Origin of the sequence: Spirosoma profusum (genome assembly GCF_014699005.1) — a bacterium.
Taxonomy (GTDB): Bacteria; Bacteroidota; Bacteroidia; order Cytophagales; family Spirosomataceae; genus Spirosoma; species Spirosoma profusum.
Window position 1 is genome coordinate 1 of the sequence record NZ_JACWZY010000009.1, and the last position, 19,844, is coordinate 19,844.

General features: G+C 47.7%; 19 protein-coding genes. 6 read left to right on the forward strand and 13 right to left on the reverse strand.

Features of this window, described 5'->3' with window-relative positions; translation table 11 throughout:
• A partial coding sequence (locus IC229_RS12625; RefSeq protein WP_223833973.1) for a transposase occupies nucleotides 1-377 on the forward strand: 377 nt, incomplete at its 5' end.
• 6 nt (nucleotides 378-383) lie between these two features.
• Here IC229_RS12625 and IC229_RS12630 read toward each other — a convergent pair.
• Together IC229_RS12630 and IC229_RS12635 are read right to left on the reverse strand one after the other, a co-directional pair.
• Nucleotides 384-731 carry a hypothetical protein gene (locus tag IC229_RS12630; RefSeq protein ID WP_190887346.1) on the reverse strand — a complete coding sequence of 116 codons (348 nt, stop codon included), beginning with the start codon at nucleotides 729-731 and terminating at the stop codon, nucleotides 384-386.
• Between the two features lie 15 nt (nucleotides 732-746).
• A complete protein-coding gene (locus tag IC229_RS12635) occupies nucleotides 747-1,637 on the reverse strand; it encodes a carcinine hydrolase/isopenicillin-N N-acyltransferase family protein (RefSeq protein ID WP_190887347.1) in 891 nt (296 codons plus the stop codon).
• A gap of 600 nt (nucleotides 1,638-2,237) precedes the next feature.
• Here IC229_RS12635 and IC229_RS12640 point away from each other — a divergent pair.
• Together IC229_RS12640 and IC229_RS12645 are read left to right on the forward strand one after the other, a co-directional pair.
• On the forward strand, nucleotides 2,238-3,305 hold the full coding sequence (locus IC229_RS12640; protein ID WP_190887348.1) for an SDR family oxidoreductase: 1,068 nt from the start codon (nucleotides 2,238-2,240) through the stop codon (nucleotides 3,303-3,305).
• Between the two features lie 221 nt (nucleotides 3,306-3,526).
• The gene (locus IC229_RS12645; RefSeq protein ID WP_190887349.1) at nucleotides 3,527-4,432 is read left to right on the forward strand and encodes an NAD-dependent epimerase/dehydratase family protein; all 906 of its coding nucleotides are present in this window, start codon (nucleotides 3,527-3,529) and stop codon (nucleotides 4,430-4,432) included.
• A 251-nt stretch (nucleotides 4,433-4,683) separates the two neighbouring features.
• Here IC229_RS12645 and IC229_RS12650 read toward each other — a convergent pair whose 3' ends face one another.
• The 9 genes from IC229_RS12650 to IC229_RS12690 all read right to left on the reverse strand — a co-directional run bounded on the left by IC229_RS12650 (nucleotide 4,684) and on the right by IC229_RS12690 (nucleotide 14,716).
• A complete protein-coding gene (locus IC229_RS12650; RefSeq protein WP_190887350.1) occupies nucleotides 4,684-5,190 on the reverse strand; it encodes an SgcJ/EcaC family oxidoreductase in 507 nt (168 codons plus the stop codon).
• Between the two features lie 71 nt (nucleotides 5,191-5,261).
• Nucleotides 5,262-6,095 (reverse strand): helix-turn-helix domain-containing protein, encoded by an 834-nt coding sequence (locus tag IC229_RS12655; RefSeq protein WP_190887351.1) that lies wholly within the window; start codon nucleotides 6,093-6,095, stop codon nucleotides 5,262-5,264.
• 480 nt (nucleotides 6,096-6,575) lie between these two features.
• A complete protein-coding gene (locus IC229_RS12660; RefSeq protein ID WP_190887352.1) occupies nucleotides 6,576-7,109 on the reverse strand; it encodes a DUF418 domain-containing protein in 534 nt (177 codons plus the stop codon).
• 75 nt (nucleotides 7,110-7,184) lie between these two features.
• On the reverse strand, nucleotides 7,185-7,871 hold the full coding sequence (locus IC229_RS12665) for a DUF418 domain-containing protein (RefSeq protein WP_190887353.1): 687 nt from the start codon (nucleotides 7,869-7,871) through the stop codon (nucleotides 7,185-7,187).
• 36 nt (nucleotides 7,872-7,907) lie between these two features.
• Entirely contained in the window at nucleotides 7,908-8,189 is a 282-nt protein-coding gene (locus IC229_RS12670) for a hypothetical protein (RefSeq protein ID WP_190887354.1), read from the reverse strand.
• 15 nt (nucleotides 8,190-8,204) lie between these two features.
• Nucleotides 8,205-8,417, reverse strand: a complete 213-nt coding sequence (locus IC229_RS12675; protein ID WP_190887355.1) for a nuclear transport factor 2 family protein — start codon at nucleotides 8,415-8,417, stop codon at nucleotides 8,205-8,207.
• A gap of 409 nt (nucleotides 8,418-8,826) precedes the next feature.
• Nucleotides 8,827-12,060, reverse strand: coding sequence for an efflux RND transporter permease subunit (locus IC229_RS12680; RefSeq protein ID WP_190887356.1), 3,234 nt, complete (start codon nucleotides 12,058-12,060; stop codon nucleotides 8,827-8,829).
• Nucleotides 12,061-12,127: 67 nt separating this feature from the next.
• On the reverse strand, nucleotides 12,128-13,255 hold the full coding sequence (locus tag IC229_RS12685; RefSeq protein ID WP_190887357.1) for an efflux RND transporter periplasmic adaptor subunit: 1,128 nt from the start codon (nucleotides 13,253-13,255) through the stop codon (nucleotides 12,128-12,130).
• A gap of 120 nt (nucleotides 13,256-13,375) precedes the next feature.
• On the reverse strand, nucleotides 13,376-14,716 hold the full coding sequence (locus tag IC229_RS12690; RefSeq protein WP_190887358.1) for a TolC family protein: 1,341 nt from the start codon (nucleotides 14,714-14,716) through the stop codon (nucleotides 13,376-13,378).
• Nucleotides 14,717-15,019: 303 nt separating this feature from the next.
• Between IC229_RS12690 and IC229_RS12695 the strand changes: the two genes are divergently transcribed.
• The 3 genes from IC229_RS12695 to IC229_RS12705 are packed head-to-tail and all read left to right on the forward strand — an operon-like array spanning nucleotide 15,020 to nucleotide 17,257.
• Nucleotides 15,020-16,753: a glutamine--tRNA ligase/YqeY domain fusion protein gene (locus tag IC229_RS12695; RefSeq protein WP_223833974.1), complete on the forward strand. Its 1,734-nt coding sequence runs from the start codon at nucleotides 15,020-15,022 to the stop codon at nucleotides 16,751-16,753.
• Nucleotides 16,754-16,768: 15 nt separating this feature from the next.
• Nucleotides 16,769-17,020: a DUF2442 domain-containing protein gene (locus IC229_RS12700; RefSeq protein ID WP_190887359.1), complete on the forward strand. Its 252-nt coding sequence runs from the start codon at nucleotides 16,769-16,771 to the stop codon at nucleotides 17,018-17,020.
• Nucleotides 17,021-17,041: 21 nt separating this feature from the next.
• The gene (locus tag IC229_RS12705) at nucleotides 17,042-17,257 is read left to right on the forward strand and encodes a DUF4926 domain-containing protein (RefSeq protein ID WP_190887360.1); all 216 of its coding nucleotides are present in this window, start codon (nucleotides 17,042-17,044) and stop codon (nucleotides 17,255-17,257) included.
• Between the two features lie 323 nt (nucleotides 17,258-17,580).
• On the opposite strand, the gene IC229_RS12710 is transcribed toward IC229_RS12705, so the two are convergent.
• Nucleotides 17,581-18,078: a YybH family protein gene (locus tag IC229_RS12710; RefSeq protein WP_190887361.1), complete on the reverse strand. Its 498-nt coding sequence runs from the start codon at nucleotides 18,076-18,078 to the stop codon at nucleotides 17,581-17,583.
• Nucleotides 18,079-18,084: 6 nt separating this feature from the next.
• Nucleotides 18,085-19,833 carry a M14 family metallopeptidase gene (locus IC229_RS12715; RefSeq protein ID WP_190887362.1) on the reverse strand — a complete coding sequence of 583 codons (1,749 nt, stop codon included), beginning with the start codon at nucleotides 19,831-19,833 and terminating at the stop codon, nucleotides 18,085-18,087.
• Nucleotides 19,834-19,844: the final 11 nt, after the last annotated feature.

Below are 19,844 nucleotides of genomic sequence, written 5' to 3' on the forward strand. Positions count from 1 at the left end.
CGGGTAATGTGGCCGACAACAACAAAAATCTCTTACCAGAACTCCTAGCCGATTTACAAGGACATTGTTTTGGCGATTGTGGCTACCTGACCAGCCTGTTTGCTGACTTCTACGCTCGGGGTTTGCAGTTGGTCACTAAACTTCGAGGCCGGATGAAAAATACATTGATGCCCTTAGGTAACAAATTGAATCTGCGCAAACGGGGGCTGATCGAGTCGGTCAATGACCTGCTAACTTCGGTCTTTGATGCAGAGCATACCCGGCATCGCAGTGCGATTAATGGCCAGCTCAACGTGTTAGGCGGTTTGATCGCCTATTGTTTTTACGATGATAAGCCTTCCATTGTCGTGCCTGTCCATAAACGCCTTTATCCATAATTCACGTTAATTATAAATCCCATCGGCAAGCTTGAATTTACTGACCCACTGGCCGTCTTCTTTATGCATAAACGTTAAATTATTCAAGGGGTAAAAATTGCTGCTGGCCGGTACACTTTTAATGATCACAAACCGAGCATTGGGATGCCCTTCTAGCCTAAAGGTAGCATTGGCCTTTTCCTCAAACTGGCCATTGATTCGATTAAAAAAGCTATGGATCAACTCGTGCCGATCTGGAAACTTTTTATGGGTGGCTTCAATCGTAGATTTTGCCTGACCTACATTTCCTTGTTGTACTTCGATGGCCGATTTGATTAACCAATAGTCCAGATCAGCGTTTCCGCTGTCTGTCAACTCGGCTACAAACGGCTAGATCGTATACTCGTTTTTCTCCATGGTGAAGAATTCCAGTAGGTTTTCCAGTACAATCCGTTTATGTTCCGTTGCTAAAGGCAGGTGCTTGTATTGTTCATAAGCCGCTTCTACTCCTTTCGATTGATAGGTTTTATACACCTGACAAATTGGATTTTGAGGAATGAGTTCATAAAGGGCATAGGATTTACGGCCATTTTTCAATAGGGAATGGAGGGTGGTTTGGTAGGAATTTACATAGTCGCCAGAGAAATAAAAGCAGATGGCTCCCGTCGTAAGATTGTTGATACTGGAATAGATCGTGTGTCGGCCTTGAGCAGTCTTTTTACAGATGTCGGTAACTACCTCCAGGCTTGGCGACTGGTTTTTTAAGATAGTTTGAGCAATCGGATACCGCCAGCAAGACGTGCTATCCGCTTTCCCATAGATGTCAAAATTGGTGGAGACCTGGAAGGGGGAATTTTTCAGAATTCGGCTGCCAGTTGGGCTAATCAGCGCAAAATGACCGTGCCGGTCGGCCAAGTGCATCTGGACACTTCGGAATCCAAACTGAAACCAGTAGGTTTGGAAGAAAGAAACGACTTGCTCTACTGTTTTGAAATTGGCTAAAATATAGCTTAGCATAGCCTTGTCGCCTTGGGGAAATTCTTTTTTCAAATACATGCCCTTGACTGGATACAAGTCTGTCGCATTAAAATCAAAGGCTAAGCCCGCTTCATTCATCCCGCCCGCAATTTGCGTGTTTTCTCCATTTTCAGGTTTGTCTTTTGACAAGGTGTAATAGCCGAATTTGACGCCCTTCTTTTTGGGAAATACGTTGATGTAGTTGTAAAAACTGAAACTGGCATCTTCATTATTGCCAAACCACACATGGCCCTTCCGGTCCATTGCACTAACAATCGTACAAGCAAGCCCTTGGCAGGGGTTTATTAGGCACAGGGTTAGTAGAACTAAAGAAGCTAGTTTTATTTTCATGGCTTTTCAGATGGATTGTGAGAAAGTCGCCGTGGAAACCGTCTATCCATGAAAAGGTTACAGAAGTTTTTATGTAGTGTGCGTATATTGCTTCTTTCTATAAATGGGTATGCCAGCCCATGAGCGTTCTAGTATTTAAAGTCAATGCTTCAATACGTATATTCTGAAAGTAGGTCTAATTAGAAGACGTAATTTGACCCAAAAACCGCCCCATTTTTGGAGCAGACACATGAATACGCTTTTGTCTCACTTTGGAGGGTTTTGAGAGACACTAACTTTCAACTATCTGTCCAACTCAATCAGGCCTATACGCTATCGTCCACAAACGAATGCCCGATCAAGTAGACTGGCCATTACCTCTTTCACAAACTGATTAGAAACTCACCCGGTGCTAGAGCCTCACAAGGCAGCGGCATTAGGCCTAATTCTAAACAGACAGCGGGGTTTGCCGCTTACTCTCCTGATGGGTCATCATTCGGTATATCTTCTGTACCCAGCTAGTCAACACTTGTTATGCAGAATAAAGCATTAGTAGTCGGTGTCAGTGGTATTACCGGCAGTAATCTGGCCCAACGGCTGCTCGACCAGGAGTGGACCGTGTATGGGCTGGCCCGTAATCCCGCCACAGAACTAACAGGATCGATCCCCATCGCAGCGGACCTGTTGCGAATGGATAGTCTGAAGGCGGCCTTGTCTGACGTTAGTCCCACTCACGTGTTTATTACCAGTTGGATGCGCAACGAAACCGAAGCTGAAAACATCCGGATAAACAGCCTAATGGTGCGCAACCTGCTGAACGCGGTCAGGTCAACCAGAACCGTGCAGCATGTAGCCCTAGTCACGGGCCTGAAGCATTACCTGGGTCCCTTTGAGGCGTATGCCAAAGCCGGCACATTACCCATAACGCCGGTACGGGAAGAACATCCCAGACTGGCCATCGAGAATTTCTATTACGCTCAGGAAGATGAAGTGTATGCCGCGGCTGAACGGGATGGCTTTAGCTGGAGTGTTCACCGGCCCCATACGGTGATTGGCAAAGCCGTGGGCAACATGATGAACATGGGCACCACGCTGGCCGTCTATGCGTCCATCTGCAAAGAAACCGGCCGACCCTTTCAGTTTCCAGGTTCCGACGCCCAGTGGAATGGGCTATCGGACGTAACGGATGCCCGGGTTCTGGCCCAGCATATGATCTGGGCTGCGACCACTGAGGCTACCCGTAATCAGGCCTTCAATGTGGCCAACGGCGATGTGTTCCGCTGGAACTGGTTATGGCAGCAGCTTGCCGACTGGTTTGGCCTGGAAGCCAGAGGCTTCGATGGGATGATACACCCCCTGCAAGCTGCCATCGGATCTGATGCGACGCTGTGGCGAGCTATAGCGGTCAGCCACAAGTTGAAAGAACCTACGCTGGAACGTCTGGCCTCGGCCTGGCACACGGATTTGGACTTGGGCCGTCCCCTGGAGGTAATGACGGATATGTCCAAGAGCCGCAAGCTGGGTTTTACCGTTTACCAGGACACGCGGGATTCGTTCGTTGATTTGTTTGTCAGGCTTCGGCAGGAGAGGTTAATTCCGTAACGATATCAGGGTATATCCGCAAGCCTGGTTTATTTTTTAAGCAGCTCAAAGGTAGGTGTAAACAGATCACTCCATAACGACGTAGCCTACTGAGTGGTAATGATCTTGTTACGAGCCCTACAGTCACTATTTAAACGAATCATGATCAAATCGGGCTAAAATAAAATGCGCCAGCAAAATCGGTTAGCCACCGGAAAATTATCGCCTAATCAACCAAAACCATGACTAAAAAGCGAGTATTTTTTACGGGCGGATCGGGCAAAGCCGGTAAGCACGTCATTGCCTATCTGCTCGACCAGGGCCACACCGTGTTGAATGTCGATCTGATGCCCCTGGATTACCCGGGTGTCAATAACCTGGTCGCTGATATTACCGATTCTGGCCAGATGTTTAATGCCTTGCGTTCCTACGCCAGCTTAGCAGAACTGGAACCTGGCTGGGGCGTACCCAGCTTTGATGCAGTCGTCCATTTTGCCGCCGTGCCCAGGATCTTACTCAAACCCGATAATGAAACGTTCCGCATCAACACGATGGGAACCTATAACGTACTTGAAGCGGCCGTCAAACTGGGTATTCGAAAAATTATTATTGCCTCCTCCGAGACGACCTATGGCATTTGTTTTTCCGATGGCCAAACCAACCCGCATGTCTTGCCGCTGGAGGAGGACTATGACGTCGATCCCATGGACAGCTATGGATTATCCAAGGTGGTCAATGAACAAACGGCCCGCAGCTTTCAGCGACGTTCGGGGGCGGATATCTATGCCTTACGGATCGGCAATGTGGTTGAACCCCACGAATACGCGGAGTTGTTTCCTGCTTATTTTAGCCATCCTGAGGTGCGACGCCGGAATGCCTTCAATTACATCGATGCGCGGGATCTGGGTCAGATTGTGGATTTGGGTTTGCAAAAGGATGGACTGGGCTATCAGGTGTTCAATGCGGGCAACGATCACAACGGAGCCATTCTTCCCAGCCAAGAGCTGGCAGACCGGTTCTTCCCGGGGGTGCCCATCAGTCGGGCATTGGAGGTGTATGAAGCGTTGTTTTCCAATCGCAAAATCCGGGAAGTGCTGGGCTTTAGGGAACAACACAACTGGCAAAAATACGTAGCCTGGGGGGCGTAAGGTACAACGGAGTTTTTGTCTAGTTGGCTACTGTGGCTGATACCGTAAGCTACGCATTGAGTTAGACAAATATTAAAACCAGCATATAATGAGAATACGTCTCTATTCGCCACAACACAAACGAACGTACATAGTAGAACAAGATGGGTAAAATAAATGCCCAGAAGGGCACCTAATTACAACATACATTCCAGGGGTTTCGTGAAAGGAGAGTGACTATTGCGCAACGCTGCCTGTGTTTGTTTATAGCATTATTTATCAGATGATTTATGCGGTGAAATTAGTTGATTGATTAGGGTCATCTGCATCGAGACGATCTTCCATTCATCGTTTTTCTTTTCAAAAACATCAACTCTCCATTTATAATCAGTATCGCCTTTTTTGTATTGGCGAAAGGGTACAGTATAGTCTTTGTCAGCGAAAAGGGTTTCTTCCGTGTAGACCATAACTAGTGTAGGGGTTAGAAACCGCACTTGTTTAACGTCAAATCGCAAGGAGGTTGGCTCTAAGCAGCATGGACCCAGCAGCTTGAAATGGGAAAGAATTTCAGGTTTACTTTTCCAAATTTCACCGACAAAATTGATCAAGGTTCCATCGTCCGTAAAATAACTGCTCAAGGCTTCCCAATCATGCTTATTCCAGGCAGTCTGTTGTTGTTGAATAATACGCCTAATGGCCATTTCATCTTTTTCATGGCTTTGGGCGAACACCGCCGTTGTCACAAAAGCGAATACACAAGCGAAGATGGTCTGTTTCATACGAGTTGTTTTTAGGACAAAACTAGCTCGGTAGGCTGCTCGCTGACTAGTACAAATACGACATTTTCACATTAGTGAAATATGCCTTTCACGGCCAGGAAAGACTGCTTTTCAAACGCATCGGAGATTTGTTTAGGATTTGCATTAGCAAATACCTTAAAATCTCGGATCAAGTGCATCTGGTCGAAATAATGGCATTCGTAGGCTACCTGTGTCCAGGTAATGTGGGGATTCGTTTCCTTGAGCAACCACGCCTTCCCAAATCGAACCAACCGACTATAGAATTTTGGCGAAACCCCCATTCTGTCTTTAAACGCTCGTTCAAACTGGCGGTTGCTCATGCAGGCTTTTTTGACCAGGTCATCAATCTTGAGGGTGCCCCCGTACTTGATTAGTTCAGGGATAACATAATCGATAGAAATAGGCTGTCTAATTTTAGAGAGTAGCGTGAACATAAATTCATCAGCCAACTTTTTCATCTCCATGAAGTCAGTGGTATTCCTTAAGGCGTCCAAAATAGCGGTAACGGCGCTTCCAAACACGGCTTCACCATCATAGTCTATGTGGATCATTTCCTGCATCGATTGTCGCAATAAGCGATAGAGCGTTCCGGGTTGAAGCCCGATCTTTATCATGAGGTGATTCGGCCCAATGGAGAGAATATGCCGTTCGGTTTGCGGTCCACTGATGGTGCAGGCATAAAGTGATCGAACTTGTTTTGTCAGGATGTCTTCTACTCTTGGCCTGTCAAAGGGATAAAATAAGATAGAATGTTCAGGTAAGGGTGGAAAAGGAAAGGATAAACTAGTTTTGCCATCATCGGTCACTGCCTGACCAATCATGATATTATTGACGACATGGCTAATTGCCGGATGAGGCACGAAGAATAATTGTTTATCAATCATAAAGAGATATCCTCGTATGCGTATCAGTCATGATAAGCAACTGTCAGCACGACCTGCAACTCGCTGATTTAGGCACTCTCCTTTTCCAATGCGAACTGTGTATTTTGTCGTGTTTTCAAGCTTGCCTAGTTGAAGATATAAAAACTTATCGTATTCAGAAGGATTATACCGCAAGCAGAGTTGTGCACCGGCAGCCTGTATATGGTTCACTCAATGTGCTTAGGCGTGTTGAATACAGGAAAGATTACGGGTACATCAGTATACAATCCATCTCGCCAAACGCTCCAACGTGAGACGAACGAGCGTTCATGTGTCTGTTTCAATATTAGGGCGTTTCTTTAGACGGAAGGCGATGTGCGCAGGTTTAAAAAGCCATGATTTTTGAGTCTTGACTTTTGAAAACCGCTGAATCGCACGCCTGGATTATGCCGTCGCTGTGGTTCGGCGTATGGGCTGGCGTTGCCAGTAGGTCAGACTCCTTCAAGCCCATTCCAGCGGACCAAACTGGTAAAATTGTAGCCAAATGGCACTGAAGGTCAGGTTAATAATCCACACTACAGCCACTACGTAATACAGTTGATGATAGGCTAACTTACCGTAATAACCCAGTCCGTATCCATTGAAAAACAACGTGCAGCAAAGCGTTTGCAGAATGTAATTACTGAACGCCATCTGGCCAACGTTGGCCAGCGCTTTCAGTAGCCACGGCACCACACCTGAGCGGTACAGTAGAATCACCAGACTGGCGTGACCAATCCCAGCTAGTGCCCGTTGTACATCATACCCCAGCGCTGGGATAATCCATTGTTGAGCATATTGAGCTGGATCAAGCAGCCGCTGCTGCATCAAAAACATACCCACTGCGCTCAGAGGTAAGCCGATACTGTAACTGCCCAGCAGGCTAAGCCAGTAGCTTCGGGTAGAAAGTTTGGCCGAAAAGAATCCCCATTTGAACAAGGCCATCCCCAGAAACATCATACATAGATTATCCCACAGGGAGAGGTACAAAATCATGGAATGTACTTGAATGTTTGCAGGCTCCAACGTTTTATACACCGTGCCGTAACCGGCACGCATCTTTCGATTGTGCTAAACCACGGCATTCATGTCTGGCTTCGATTCCTTGATAACCTTCTCCCAGGCTTCCTTGTCTTTCTTCTGCTCAGCGGTCAGCTTTTGGTGCGCTTTTTCTACCGCAACGGCCTGTTGATACTGTTCATATTGGCTCCGAAACTCAAGTTGTTGCCGTTCTCTCTTTAGGGCATTGATCGATAGGCATATTAGCGAACAAATCAGTAACTGGCGGGGCTTTAAGTTGCGGAAGGGAAACAGGAACAAGGCACAGATGGCGTAATCGAATAGGATATCACCTACCCACATTAGTACATATTCGTGAATGACGCCAAACAGCACCATCCACAACAGTCGACGATAAAGGAAATCGGCAGCACTTCCCGGATTGGCTTCTTCTTTGCGAGTAGTGAAAATCAGGATACCCGCCCCGAACAGCATCGAAAACAAGGCCCGCATTTTGCCCTCAAAGAAGATGGTCATCACCCCATAGACATTATAATCGGTGCTGCCGGGGCGCAATAAAGGCTCATTTTCGAGGGCAAAGGCACGGCCAAAAATGGGAATATTCGTCAGTAGAATCCCCAGTAGGGCTACTCCCCGCACGATGCCGATGGTCTTGATTCGTTCAACCTGAGAAATTGGACGGGACGTTAGACTGACGGGAGTAGTTGTTTCTGATGAAACAGCTTGTGAAGTACTCATGTTGCAGAATGAGTTTGCCGTATCAGGTTATACCGTTTATTCGGAAATAGGGATTCCCGGTTTTATATCTACATTGTGATAAGAGACAATTTTCCAAACGCCCGCATCTTTGCTCAATACTTGTAATAAACGGGTATGGAGTTGCCCCTTGGCGTCAAGCTGAAGTCGAGCCGGAATCCCTTCTTTCGCAAAGCCGGATACTTGGCATAAGGTCTCTAAAAGGGCGACATCGGAGCGGACAAATTTTATAGATACAATTTTTTGTTTTAAAACCGTATTCTTAAAAAAGCTTTTGAAAATAACATCGTGCTGATCCAAAAACGCTTTATGCCCTTAGAAGAACATGCCCCCAATATTAGTAAAGGTGCCATCGGAGGAAAATGACTGGGAGTATGTCTGGGCATCCCCCTTATTCCAAGCCTGATCTTCCAGTTGGATGATGGTTTGAATGGCCACCGAGTCTTTCGCATTTTGGGCAAGAAGGCGGGATGAATGAAGGATCAACATAAAAACCAAGGCTCCTCGGATGGCTGAATATAGTTTCATGCTTATTGGGTTTATATAAATCGTAGTACGTAAGCTACCAAACGGAATACCCGCCACCTATACTTTTTTAGTTAACGGTTAACTAGTAGGAAATCCTAATTTATGCAATTAAACGTCTTATAATCAGGGTCTTAATTTGCAGAAAAATTATTATCTGATAAACGTAAAGCTAGCCACTTTATGCATTCATTCGTAGCATTCGGTTTCTCATCTTGTCCCAACATAAGCCGCCGTATATAGTAGGACAAAGAATTAGACTTGGAATGATAGTCTCCGACCAGTAACCCCTGATCTTTAGATTCTCACGAAATCGCTCCTTTTTGTGAGAAGTAAGGAATGTCGAACACAGGTATTTCTGAAGCGGATTTACTCTTCAGAACTACCTGTGTTGAATTTGACGCATATCAGATTATACGCCATGATTGCCATTCCCATTAGTTGAAACAGGTTGCGCCTTAACTACTTCCGTTTTACCCGCTTTCCCATTCTCGCCCTTTTTCGCATTCTCCCGCAAGGCTTCCAGGCCTTTCTTCCCGTAAGCCAATCGGGTAATGCCCACGTAGAGCACAGGCACCACAAAAATGGCAATCGACGTAGCGGCCAGCATACCGCCCAGCACGGTACGTCCGATAGTCGCGCGGGCAACACCTCCAGCCCCGGTGGCAAGTGCCAACGGAAACACACCCAGAATAAACGCCAGCGATGTCATCAGAATCGGGCGTAGGCGCAACCGTACCGCTTCGAGTGTCGATTCCAGCAAATCCTCGCCTTTATCCACGCGCTCTTTGGCAAATTCCACAATCAGAATGGCGTTTTTAGCCGCCAGCCCAATCAGCGTAATCAAACCAATCTGCGCATAAACGTTATTGCTCAGATAAGGGAACAAAATCAGGGCTACGATAGCACCCAACGCACCGATCGGTACCGACAAAAGCACCGAAAATGGCACCGACCAGCTTTCGTAAAGGGCTGCCAGAAACAGGAAAACGAAGCCGATCGACAGCGCGAAAATGTAAATGGAACTGTTGCCCGCGTTAATTTCCTCGCGACTTAATCCACCGAAATCGAACGCATAGCCAGCCGGAAGCACTTTGGCTGCTACGTCACGTAGCGCGTCAATTGCCTGACTACTACTGTAACCCGGCTTGGCACCGCCGTTCAATTCCACCGATCGAAACAGGTTGAAGTGCGAAATCAGTGGCGCGTTTTCGATGATACTTGTCTTGATAACGGCACTGATGGGCACCATCTGCCCGCCCTGATTCCGAACGTAGTATTGCCCCAACCGGTTTATATCGCTCCGATACATGGTGTCGGCCTGCGCAACGACCCGGAATTTACGACCGTAAACAATGAAATCGTTAACGTACTGACTACCCAGAAACGTTTGCATTGTCCGATAAACGTTACTGACCGAAATACCCAGTTTTTTACACTTATCACGGTCTACATCAACGCGATACGCCGGGGTTTTGGCCGTGAAGTACGAAAACGCACGGCCGATTTCGGGACGTTTGTTGGCTTCGGCCAGGAAGTTCTGTACTACGTTGTCGAAAGCCCGAACGTCGTCGTTGGTTTCGCGCTGCTGAATCTCGAACGTAAAACCTGATGATTGGCCAAGTCCCGGAATAGCTGGCGGTTGAATAACCTGTGGTCGGGCATCGTTCAGCACCGATAACGCACGTTGCAGTTTAACTACCAGTGAATCGGCCTGCATACCCGGTTCTTTACGTTCCTCCCACGGTTTTAACTGGATAAAAACCGTACCACTATTTGATTTAGACGCAAACGTAACGGCGTTCAATCCGCCCAGCGCCGAAAAGTGTGCTACGTAAGGCTGCTCCTTCAGAATGTTCATAATTCTGTTGAGCACGACCAGGCTCCGTGAGGTAGAGGCTGCTTCGGGAATCTCATAGGTCACTATCAGACGGCCTTCGTCTTCGGTCGGAATGAAACCAGTGGGTTTTGCTTTAAACAGCAGACCCGTTCCGATATAAATAACAACTAACCCAACCAGAACGAGCGGAGTCGATTTTATTAACCGCTTCACGCTATTCGTATACGAGTTCGTTACGCGCTCGAACCATTGATTGAACTTATAAAAAAGCTTATTCAAGCCAGTCGCTTTTTCGTCGATGTGCATTGGACGTAGCATCAGCGTACAAAGTGCAGGCGTAAGTGATAGAGCAACAAAAGCCGAAATCAGTACGGATACTGCGATAGTAATGGCAAACTGCTGATACAGCCGCCCGACAATCCCCGGAATAAAACCAACCGGCACGAACACAGCCGCCAGAATCAGGGCGATGGCAATAACCGGCCCCGAGATTTCGCGCATGGCTTCTCGGGTAGCCTCTCTGGGCGACATCCCTTTGTCAATATTCACCTGAACGGCTTCCACCACCACAATGGCGTCATCGACCACAATTCCGATAGCCAACACAAACGCAAAGAGTGTCAGTGTATTAATGGTAAATCCAAGCGGAACGAACAAGGCAAACGTACCAATAATCGATACGGGAATTGCCAGCAACGTAATGAGTGTGGCCCGCCAGCTTTGTAAGAACAGAAAGACGACCAATACTACCAGCACCAGCGCTTCGAGTAGTGTTTTAACTACCTCAGAAATAGATACCTGAATAACGGATACCGATTCAAAGGGCACTACGTAGTTGATATCTTTAGGGAAGGTTTTTTTCAGATTGTCCATGGCCGAGTACACGCCTTTGGCTGTTTCGAGCGCATTACTGCCCGGCAACTGATACACAAGCAGATAAGCCGCCCGGTTACCATCGACAAACGAATTACTTGCATATGAAAACTTGCCCAACTGAACCCGTGCTACGTCGTTCAGATAAACCAGCGACCCGCGAGACGGATCACTACGTACCACGATTTTTCGAAATTCTTCTTCTTTGCTGAGTCGGCTGTTGGTAAATACGGTGTATTCAAATGCCTGAGAAGCAGGTTGTGGCGAAGCCCCCACCGATCCGCCAGCTACCTGTAGGTTCTGTTCCTGCAAGGCTGCCACTACGTCATCGGCCGTCAAACCGAGTTGCGCCAATCGGTCGGGTTTGAGCCAGATACGCATACTGAAATCGTCGGCGCGACTGAAAATATCGCCTACACCCGGTACACGTAACAGTGCATCGCGGATGTAGATGTTGGCGTAGTTATCGAGAAACGATACGTTGTGCGTCTTGTTTGGCGAGTAAATGGCTACCAGCATGAACAGCGATGGGTTCCGCTTACGTACCACAACGCCCAGGCGAGTTACTTCTTCCGGCAATTGGGGCTGAGCAATACCGACGCGGTTCTGAACGTCGAGTGCGGCAATGTTCACATCGGTCCCGACCTTAAACGTTACGTTCATCGTCATCCGGCCGTCGTTGGTGGCGTTAGTTTGAACGTAGTCCATGCCGGGCGTACCGTTCACCTGCGTTTCAATGGGCGTAGCGACGGTCTGCTCAACAGTCTGAGCATCAGCGCCCGTATACGTACCGGTAACTTGCACCACCGGGGGGGTAATGTCGGGATATTGGCTGACCGGCAGGCTCAGCAAGGCTAATATACCCAACGCCAGAATGACGATGGAGGCAACAATAGCCGTAACCGGTCGATTGATAAATATTTCTGCGAACATAATTTAATGAGTGAAAGGGCGAAAGAGAGAAAGAGTGAAGAGAGAGCTGGAAGCCCTACTCTTTTGCTCATTCACTCTTTCGCTCATTAACTTTTACCACCGCTCCTTCTCTGATTTTCTGCGTGCCTTCAGTAACGATCAGTTCGCCTTCGTTCAGGCCGTTTTTCACGATTACTTTGTCGTTGATACGTGCGCCAAGGGTCACCTTTTTCTGACTGACTTTACTGCTGTCGCCCACTACGAATACGAAAAATTCGCTCATCTGCTCCGTAACTGCCTGATACGGAATTAGCAATTGCGGCTGACCCGTATTATTTCTCACACGAACGTTTCCATTCAAACCAGGCTTCAATATGCGTTTCGGATTCGGGAAAGCGACACGGACACGTAACGTACCAGTCTGTGGGTCAATGGCCCGGTCGATGATACGTACCGAACCCGGATACGGATACGGTTCTCCACTGGGTAGCATCAGAATAAAGGTCGAATCGCGTGTTACGTTCGTCTTACCCTGTAAGGCCGTAAATCGGGTAATCTGCGAATCGTCGACCTGCAAATCTGCCGAAATCGGACTGTCCGACGAGATGGTGTTGAGTGGGGTTGAACCAGGCCCAACGGCGGCTCCCAGACGTACCTGCGAGATACCGATGGTACCATCGAGCGGAGCATAAATAGTCGTGTATTTCAGGTTTGTAGCCACCTGCTGAATGCTGGCTTGAGCGGCTTCTACCTGCATTTTGGCGGCTTCCAACGTAGCGTTGGCATTATCGACCAATTGTTTGGCAACGGCGTCCTGTTGGGCTAACGTATTATATCGATCAGCGTCTTTCTGCGCCCGGTTCAGGTTTGCTTTCTGTACGTTCAGATTCGCCACGGCCTGGTCGTAGCCAGCCCGGTACTGTTGCGGATCAATCGTATAAAGTTTCTGGCCTTTGCTTACGTGCTGGCCATCCTGAAAAAAAATTCCCGTAATATTCCCGGCAACCTGCGGCTGAATTTCTACTTCAAGTAGCGCCGTTACTGTAGCCGGAAATTCATCATAATACGTAGCACTACCTTTTTCGGCTTTCACCGCTGTAACGGGTGTAGGTGGGGGAGGAGCCTGTTGCTGCTGGTCGGCCTTTTTACCGCCACAGGAAGTAAGAAAGACGGCTAAGCCTAAACCTATAAATAATTGAATGATAGAGTGTTTCATAGTGGAAAAATCTTTTTTGTCATGCTGACGAAGGAAGCACCTTAACCTTCCCTTACAAGTTTATTTGGAAACTTTAAGATGCTTCCGCTCCGGCGGCCCGGCTTCGTCAGCATGACAAACCTAAAATTGAATGGCTCCCAACGACCGCTGTACGTCGAGTTTACTAACTAAAACCTGATACAACGCATTGAATACGTTCAGACGAGCGGTACGTAGGTCGGCTTCGGCGATGGTGACATCCAGATACGTTTTAATACCCGACCGATATTGGAGATTAATAACCCGATAGACCTCTTCGGCCAGTTGCTGATTTTCACGTAACGCCAGATACGTTCCCAGATTTCCTTTATAATTTGCCAGAGACTGCGCGTATTCGGCGTCGACAGCACTGGTTAAAGACGCTAAATCCCACTGCAATCGTTTTACCTGTAATTCGGCGATTTTAGTTTGCTGAATACGTCTTCCGCCCTGAAAAATGGGCAGGGCCACCGTCAAACCAACAAGCGAATTTGGAAATGACTGACCATATAGCTGCCCCAGGGCGTTGTTCTGGTACAGGAAATTATAGTTGGCATTGGCATTTACGGTCGGCAGATACGACCAGCGATTGTAGCGGACATTGGCGTCCAGCAGTTGCCCCTGTGTTCGTAGCAACTGGTATTCGATGCGATTCTGCGGATTCACCAATTGCAACGTATCGACGCTGGCTTCATTTGCTAATTGCAACGTATCGTAGGCAACACTGAGCTGCGCATTTGGAGGATACCCCATCAATTGCTTCAAAACCTGATACTTACCACTTACCTGATCACGAAATTGTTTGCGTTGCGCCAGCGAATTATTCAGCGCAATACGTGCCCGCTGCGGGTCTGTTTTATCGACAATACCACCCTGATACTGATTGGTAGCATCCTGCAAACTACGCTGTAGCCGAGTAATATCCTCGGTCAGAATATCAGCTTGCCGCTGCGTCAGAATCAGGTCGTAAAACGCTTTGCTGACGTTAACCACTACGTCGATTTTATTGCGGTTGGTAACCTGTGTGGCTTGCACGCGGTACGCATCGGCGGTCTGGCTGGCCAGCAGCAAATCGCGATTGAAAATACTTTGCGTGAGTGAGAAGGATACCGTCGATGTATTCTGGGCGCCGAGAGCAACAGGTCGTCGTTCGCCGGTTGTGGCATCCGGAATGAGCGTAACGGGTAGCTTGAGGTAATGCAACAGGTTGTAACTCCCCGCAATTTGCGGATACCAGGCTGCTAACGCACTTTGAATGGTACGTTCCGCAATTTCCTGATCGATAACCGACTGACGGACAATAGGTTGGTGTTCCAGCGCGTATTGAATGCAATCGGTAAGAAAGGCTTGTTTGGCTAATGAATCAGACGTCTTTTGTGCCAATACTGCTGGCGGTAAAAACCAGCCCAGTATCAGCAGAAAGCCGATAAATACTTTTTTCATACAGGGTGTACGCTGGAACGCTTCAGTAGATAGTCAATGGCGTGTACTATCTCAACAACCCGTTCCTAACCTCATTTTGTTCGCTGATTAATAAGAAATTAACTGCCTATTTTGTTTACTTAAGTAGTTTTTCTGAACGTTAATTGGGTAAAATGACGAGGAAAAGAGTTAGCAAACTTGCAATCTAAGTAGGCTGGTTTGGGGGGCAAGATCCGGCATTACTGTTGCAAACCGATAGAGTTCTGTTTGCCAAACCCGGCCAAAGGACGTAATTTCGGGCTTCGACTGAATTGATAAAGTAAAATGGCCGACGTATTGAATGATTCCGAAGGAGTTGACCGTAGCGATGCCAGTGTTAGCAACACCGGAAACTCCCTGAATTTTATAGAACAAATTGTTGAAGAGGACTTAGCTGCGGGCAAAAACGGAGGTCGTGTACACACGCGTTTCCCGCCCGAACCCAATGGCTATCTCCACATTGGCCATGCCAAATCGATTTGCCTGAACTTTGGTCTGGCCGATAAATACGGCGGGCAAACCAACCTCCGTTTCGACGATACCAACCCCGTTACTGAAGATACTGAGTACGTTGATTCAATTAAAAACGACGTGCGCTGGCTGGGCTTTGAGTGGGAAAATGAATTCTACGCGTCAGATTATTTCGACCAATTGTATACGTTTGCTGAAACGCTGATTCAGAAAGGGTTAGCGTACGTAGATGATTCGACTTCGGAAGAAATTGCCGCCCAGAAAGGTACGCCGACCGAGCCGGGACGTATGAGCCAATACCGCGACCGTAGCGTGGACGAAAGCCTGGATTTGTTCCGTCGGATGAAAGCTGGTGAGTTTCCCGATGGGGCCAAAGTGCTACGTGCCAAGGTCGATATGGCATCGCCGAACATGCAGTTGCGCGACCCGATTATTTACCGGATCAAGCACGCGCATCACCACCGCACGGGCGATACATGGTGCATTTACCCGATGTACGATTTCGCCCACGGGCAGTCGGATTCCATCGAACACATTACCCATTCGCTCTGTACGCTGGAGTTTGAAGTACACCGGCCCCTGTATGACTGGTTTATCGATAAACTAAATATTTTTCCGTCGCGACAAATTGAGTTTTCCCGGCTCAACCTGACCTACACGGTCATGAGTAAACGGAAACTGAAACAACTTGTAGAAGAAGGGCACGTCAGCGGTTGGGACGACCCACGTATGCCGACTATTGCCGGTCTTCGTCGACGTGGCTACACCTCCGCCAGCATCCGCGAATTTGCCGACCGGATCGGCATCGCCAAACGTGACAACATGATTGACGTGGGTTTGCTGGAATTCTGCATCCGCGAGGAACTGAACAAAACAACCCACCGCGTGATGGCGGTTGTCGATGAAAAACCGCTGAAGCTGGTTATCACGAATTACGAGATTGGTCGGGAGGAAATCATGTCGATTGAAAACAATCCCGAAGACCCCGGCGCGGGCGAACGGAACGTACCGTTTAGCCGCGAGGTGTACATCGAACGGGATGATTTCATGGAAAACCCGCCGAAGAAATTCTTCCGGCTGTTTCCCGGCGGCATGGTACGTCTGAAAGGAGCCTATATCATCAAATGCGATGAAGTGGTAAAAGACAACGCGGGCGAAATTATCGAGCTACGTTGTTCGTATATCCCCGAAAGCCGCAGTGGTTCTGATACGTCGGGTATCAACGTAAAAGGTACGATTCACTGGGTATCCGTACCACACGCCGTCGAAGCGGAAGTGCGTCTCTACGACCGACTTTTCTCCGTCGAGAACCCGGCCGCCGACGAGCGGGAATTCCGCGAACTGCTGAACCCCAATTCGTTGGAAGTGGTACGTGCTTTCGTAGAGCCGGCCCTAATTGAACTGGTACGTTCGGGCGCACAGACCAACGTACAATTCATGCGGAAAGGCTATTTCGTGCTAGATTCCGATTCAAGGTCCGATAAACCCGTTTTCAACCGCACCGTTACGTTGAAAGACGCCTGGGCGAAGGAGTTGAAGAAAGGGTAGAAGGTAGAGTCAATTATGAATAAACGTCTGAATTTATCGGAACTACCTACTTTCGTAGATGTACAGATAGATTCAGACGTAATTATTTTTCAGTTAAGTGATAGCCGTAAAGTGGCTGTTCCACTAATATGGTCAAAACCTTTAAGTGCTGCATCTGTAAACCAACGTAACAATTTTATCATCAGTGCTTATAATGTATTTTGGGATGGCATTGACGAAATTATTGGGGTCGAGAATGTACTTTTTGGGAGGGAACTGTATTTGTAAATTCCGAACTAAAGCCGAAACATGGACGAGCTTCATCGGCACGAATTAGTAGCGCTGACCGAAGCACTACCAGCATATAATTTGCGTCGGGTTGAGATTGGCGTAGTTGTGGATATAGGCCCCGACAGTACATATTTACTTGAGTTTGTTAGCAATAATGGTGTTCTCTATGCCATGCCAACTGTCCCGGCCACTCAGCTAATGAGAGTATATCTCCAAGCTGATATGGTTGATTAGTAAAATGTTGCCTTGAGCGAGGTTGTTACGTCGAAATTATACTTCATGGACATTATTCGGAAATCCAGCAATCCGAAGGACATTCACGTTTACGATAAGGAGTATTGGTGGTCTAAAACACCTCAGGAACGGTTAGCCTCTGCGTTTAAGTTAATACGTAGAGCTATACCCATTTACTACGCTAACCCTAATAACCCACCTTTGGGCGATGGAAGACAAGTACTTAAATCGGATAAGCCTATTCAACGCCCCAAATTTCCATCAATTCAGCCCCAAGACCTACTTGATTTATAAAGCTTACCGACTCAATCGAAATAAATTCATTACTTCCCACAGTCCTCACTTCCTGTACAGCTTAAACTAATAAACAACTCGGAGCGGATTTTCCAGCCTGTATCGGTTTTGCGCCACATGGATAGGTACGTTCCGGTGATGGTTTGAATGCCATCGGGTTTTCGGAAACGGCCGACCCAATGGCCGTGTTCGGCAGCTAGTGGGGCTGACGTACTAATGTCAATTCGCTCTGTAGTACGTACATAGCCCAGAAAATTAGGGTCTTTGAATTGCGGAGCTACCGACGCCAGCACCGAATCGCGACCTGATACGTGTGAACCACTACCCCTCGTCACCTGAATATCTGGAAGCATGGTTTCGCCGAACTTTTGAAGATTACGCCCTTCAATCGCCTGATTCGATTGGAGACGTAACGCTCGAATTGATGCTACGTCGGCTGATTCTGTAACTTTTGAATTTCCGTCAACTTGCGCCAGTACCAAATAAGGTACCGCAACCAATAACCAGATACGTAGTAAACTCTTCATGATAGCTTAATTCAGTCGGTAAACGGGGTAGCGGTTGTGCGTTTTTTCGTAGTAGGGCGTTTGCCGATAAATAAAATCAAGCTGAGCGTTGGCGTTTTCAGCAAAGGCTTTGTCGGAAGCTCGCTTTTCTTCGAGTTGTTTACGTAGCGCGGGGTCTTTTCGGACTAGTTCGGCGGCTGTATCCTCAAAAATGTAATTCGAGAAATACTCTTTCTGATCAAGAATACTGTCGAAGAAATTCCAGGCAAAAAACGAATCGACGCCCTGTGGTTCAAGTGTTTCAACGATATATCGGTTGCTGGACTGATCCGTTGGAATCAGGAAGTCACCCTTGTAAAATTGAAGTTTTTGTGATTCAGTGCGTAGCGTAACGTTCGAATGTATATAATGGCCTTCGTAGGGACGCTGACCAGTCCTGAACGTGTCAATGTGATAAGCCGACACGGTCAATACAGTATCTTTCGACAGTGGTTGTAACGTAACGCCGTTCCGTTTGAGTTGATTAATCACGTCGCGCCAACCCTGCTGAATCAGATAGAACCGCGGTTTATCCACCTGAACATTGGCCGAGAACGTATTGAAATAAGGAATACGCTTCGTGAAGGGCTTATTTCGGTCGTAATAAAGCCGTTTCAGACCCGACACCTCGCTGGGTTTATAAGCCGCTTCGTAGCCCAGAAACGTAACGGAATCAACTTTAGTCCGATCAAGCGAAAAGATGAGCGGAAACGTTTTTTGCCGACGAACAGCCTCGTTGGCAAACTTCTGGTTCGCCAGAATCGTACTGGCTTCGCGTTCGCACAGACGTAGCACGGCTTCATCGAAAACGTAAGATGCCTTAACCCGCGCCGGATACGGTTTCCACATATGTGTTTCAAGCGTGAAGCCAAAGCAATTGAACAGCGTCGCGTACCCCGTCGAATAGCGGGGCGTATCATTATAGCCAACTAGGCCGCTTTCGGGTGTATCGCCAACGTGGTCTACGTAAGGCGCTGGTGGGAATCCCCTGGCAGTGAGCATTTTATCCAATGCTGGCTGAAATCGTTTGGTCATATAAACCGATACGTCCGGTTGTAATTTATCTTTCTGCGTAGCGAAATACGTCAGAACGTGTTGATAATCAGCCCCATCGCTGGTGTGATTATCCACAAAAACTTGCGGCTTAAGCGACTGAAACGTGGCCTGAAATGCCCGCGTATTTTCAGATTCGGCTTTTATAAAATCGCGGTTGAGGTTCAGGTTTCGGGCATTTCCGCGAAAACCATACGATTCCGGTCCGTTCTGGTTCACCCTCGAGACGCCCCGGTTCAGACTGCCGCCCACGTTATATACCGGTACGATGGCCAGCAATATGTTCTTTGGTAATTTGTTGGTTTTCAGTAAGTCACGGGCAAGCATCATGCAGGCATCGATACCTTCGGGTTCGCCGGGATGTATACCGTTATTGATGAGCAACGTAACACGATTCGGACGGGCCGTAAATTGTTTATCGGCTGCCAGAAGAAATAAATGCAGCGGTTTCCCGATGTCGGTTTGCCCAATTTCGACCAGTTTGGCTTGCTCGTATTGCCGATCTAACTGCTGGTACCAACTGATAATCTGGTAATACGTTGCTGTCTGGTTGGTATCGCGTTCATAAGGCGTCAGTTCGTTGACGCTACGTTGCGCCAACGAACTGATACAGGTAACAAGAAAGAATGCCAGGCTTAAAAAAGGTAGCCGTAAAAGAGAAGAGAGGTCGCATCTACGTAACATGCAGGCAAGTT

Coding starts and splice junctions, on each gene's coding strand:
- IC229_RS12635 (WP_190887347.1), bottom strand. CDS start 1,637: ATGGACCGGAAGGGCCATGTGTGGTTTGGCAATAATGAAGATGCCAGT.
- IC229_RS12640 (WP_190887348.1), top strand. CDS start 2,238: ATGCAGAATAAAGCATTAGTAGTCGGTGTCAGTGGTATTACCGGCAGT.
- IC229_RS12645 (WP_190887349.1), top strand. CDS start 3,527: ATGACTAAAAAGCGAGTATTTTTTACGGGCGGATCGGGCAAAGCCGGT.
- IC229_RS12650 (WP_190887350.1), bottom strand. CDS start 5,190: ATGAAACAGACCATCTTCGCTTGTGTATTCGCTTTTGTGACAACGGCG.
- IC229_RS12655 (WP_190887351.1), bottom strand. CDS start 6,095: ATGATTGATAAACAATTATTCTTCGTGCCTCATCCGGCAATTAGCCAT.
- IC229_RS12660 (WP_190887352.1), bottom strand. CDS start 7,109: ATGATTTTGTACCTCTCCCTGTGGGATAATCTATGTATGATGTTTCTG.
- IC229_RS12665 (WP_190887353.1), bottom strand. CDS start 7,871: ATGAGTACTTCACAAGCTGTTTCATCAGAAACAACTACTCCCGTCAGT.
- IC229_RS12675 (WP_190887355.1), bottom strand. CDS start 8,417: ATGAAACTATATTCAGCCATCCGAGGAGCCTTGGTTTTTATGTTGATC.
- IC229_RS12680 (WP_190887356.1), bottom strand. CDS start 12,060: ATGTTCGCAGAAATATTTATCAATCGACCGGTTACGGCTATTGTTGCC.
- IC229_RS12685 (WP_190887357.1), bottom strand. CDS start 13,255: ATGAAACACTCTATCATTCAATTATTTATAGGTTTAGGCTTAGCCGTC.
- IC229_RS12690 (WP_190887358.1), bottom strand. CDS start 14,716: ATGAAAAAAGTATTTATCGGCTTTCTGCTGATACTGGGCTGGTTTTTA.
- IC229_RS12695 (WP_223833974.1), top strand. CDS start 15,020: ATGGCCGACGTATTGAATGATTCCGAAGGAGTTGACCGTAGCGATGCC.
- IC229_RS12700 (WP_190887359.1), top strand. CDS start 16,769: ATGAATAAACGTCTGAATTTATCGGAACTACCTACTTTCGTAGATGTA.
- IC229_RS12705 (WP_190887360.1), top strand. CDS start 17,042: ATGGACGAGCTTCATCGGCACGAATTAGTAGCGCTGACCGAAGCACTA.
- IC229_RS12710 (WP_190887361.1), bottom strand. CDS start 18,078: ATGAAGAGTTTACTACGTATCTGGTTATTGGTTGCGGTACCTTATTTG.
- IC229_RS12715 (WP_190887362.1), bottom strand. CDS start 19,833: ATGTTACGTAGATGCGACCTCTCTTCTCTTTTACGGCTACCTTTTTTA.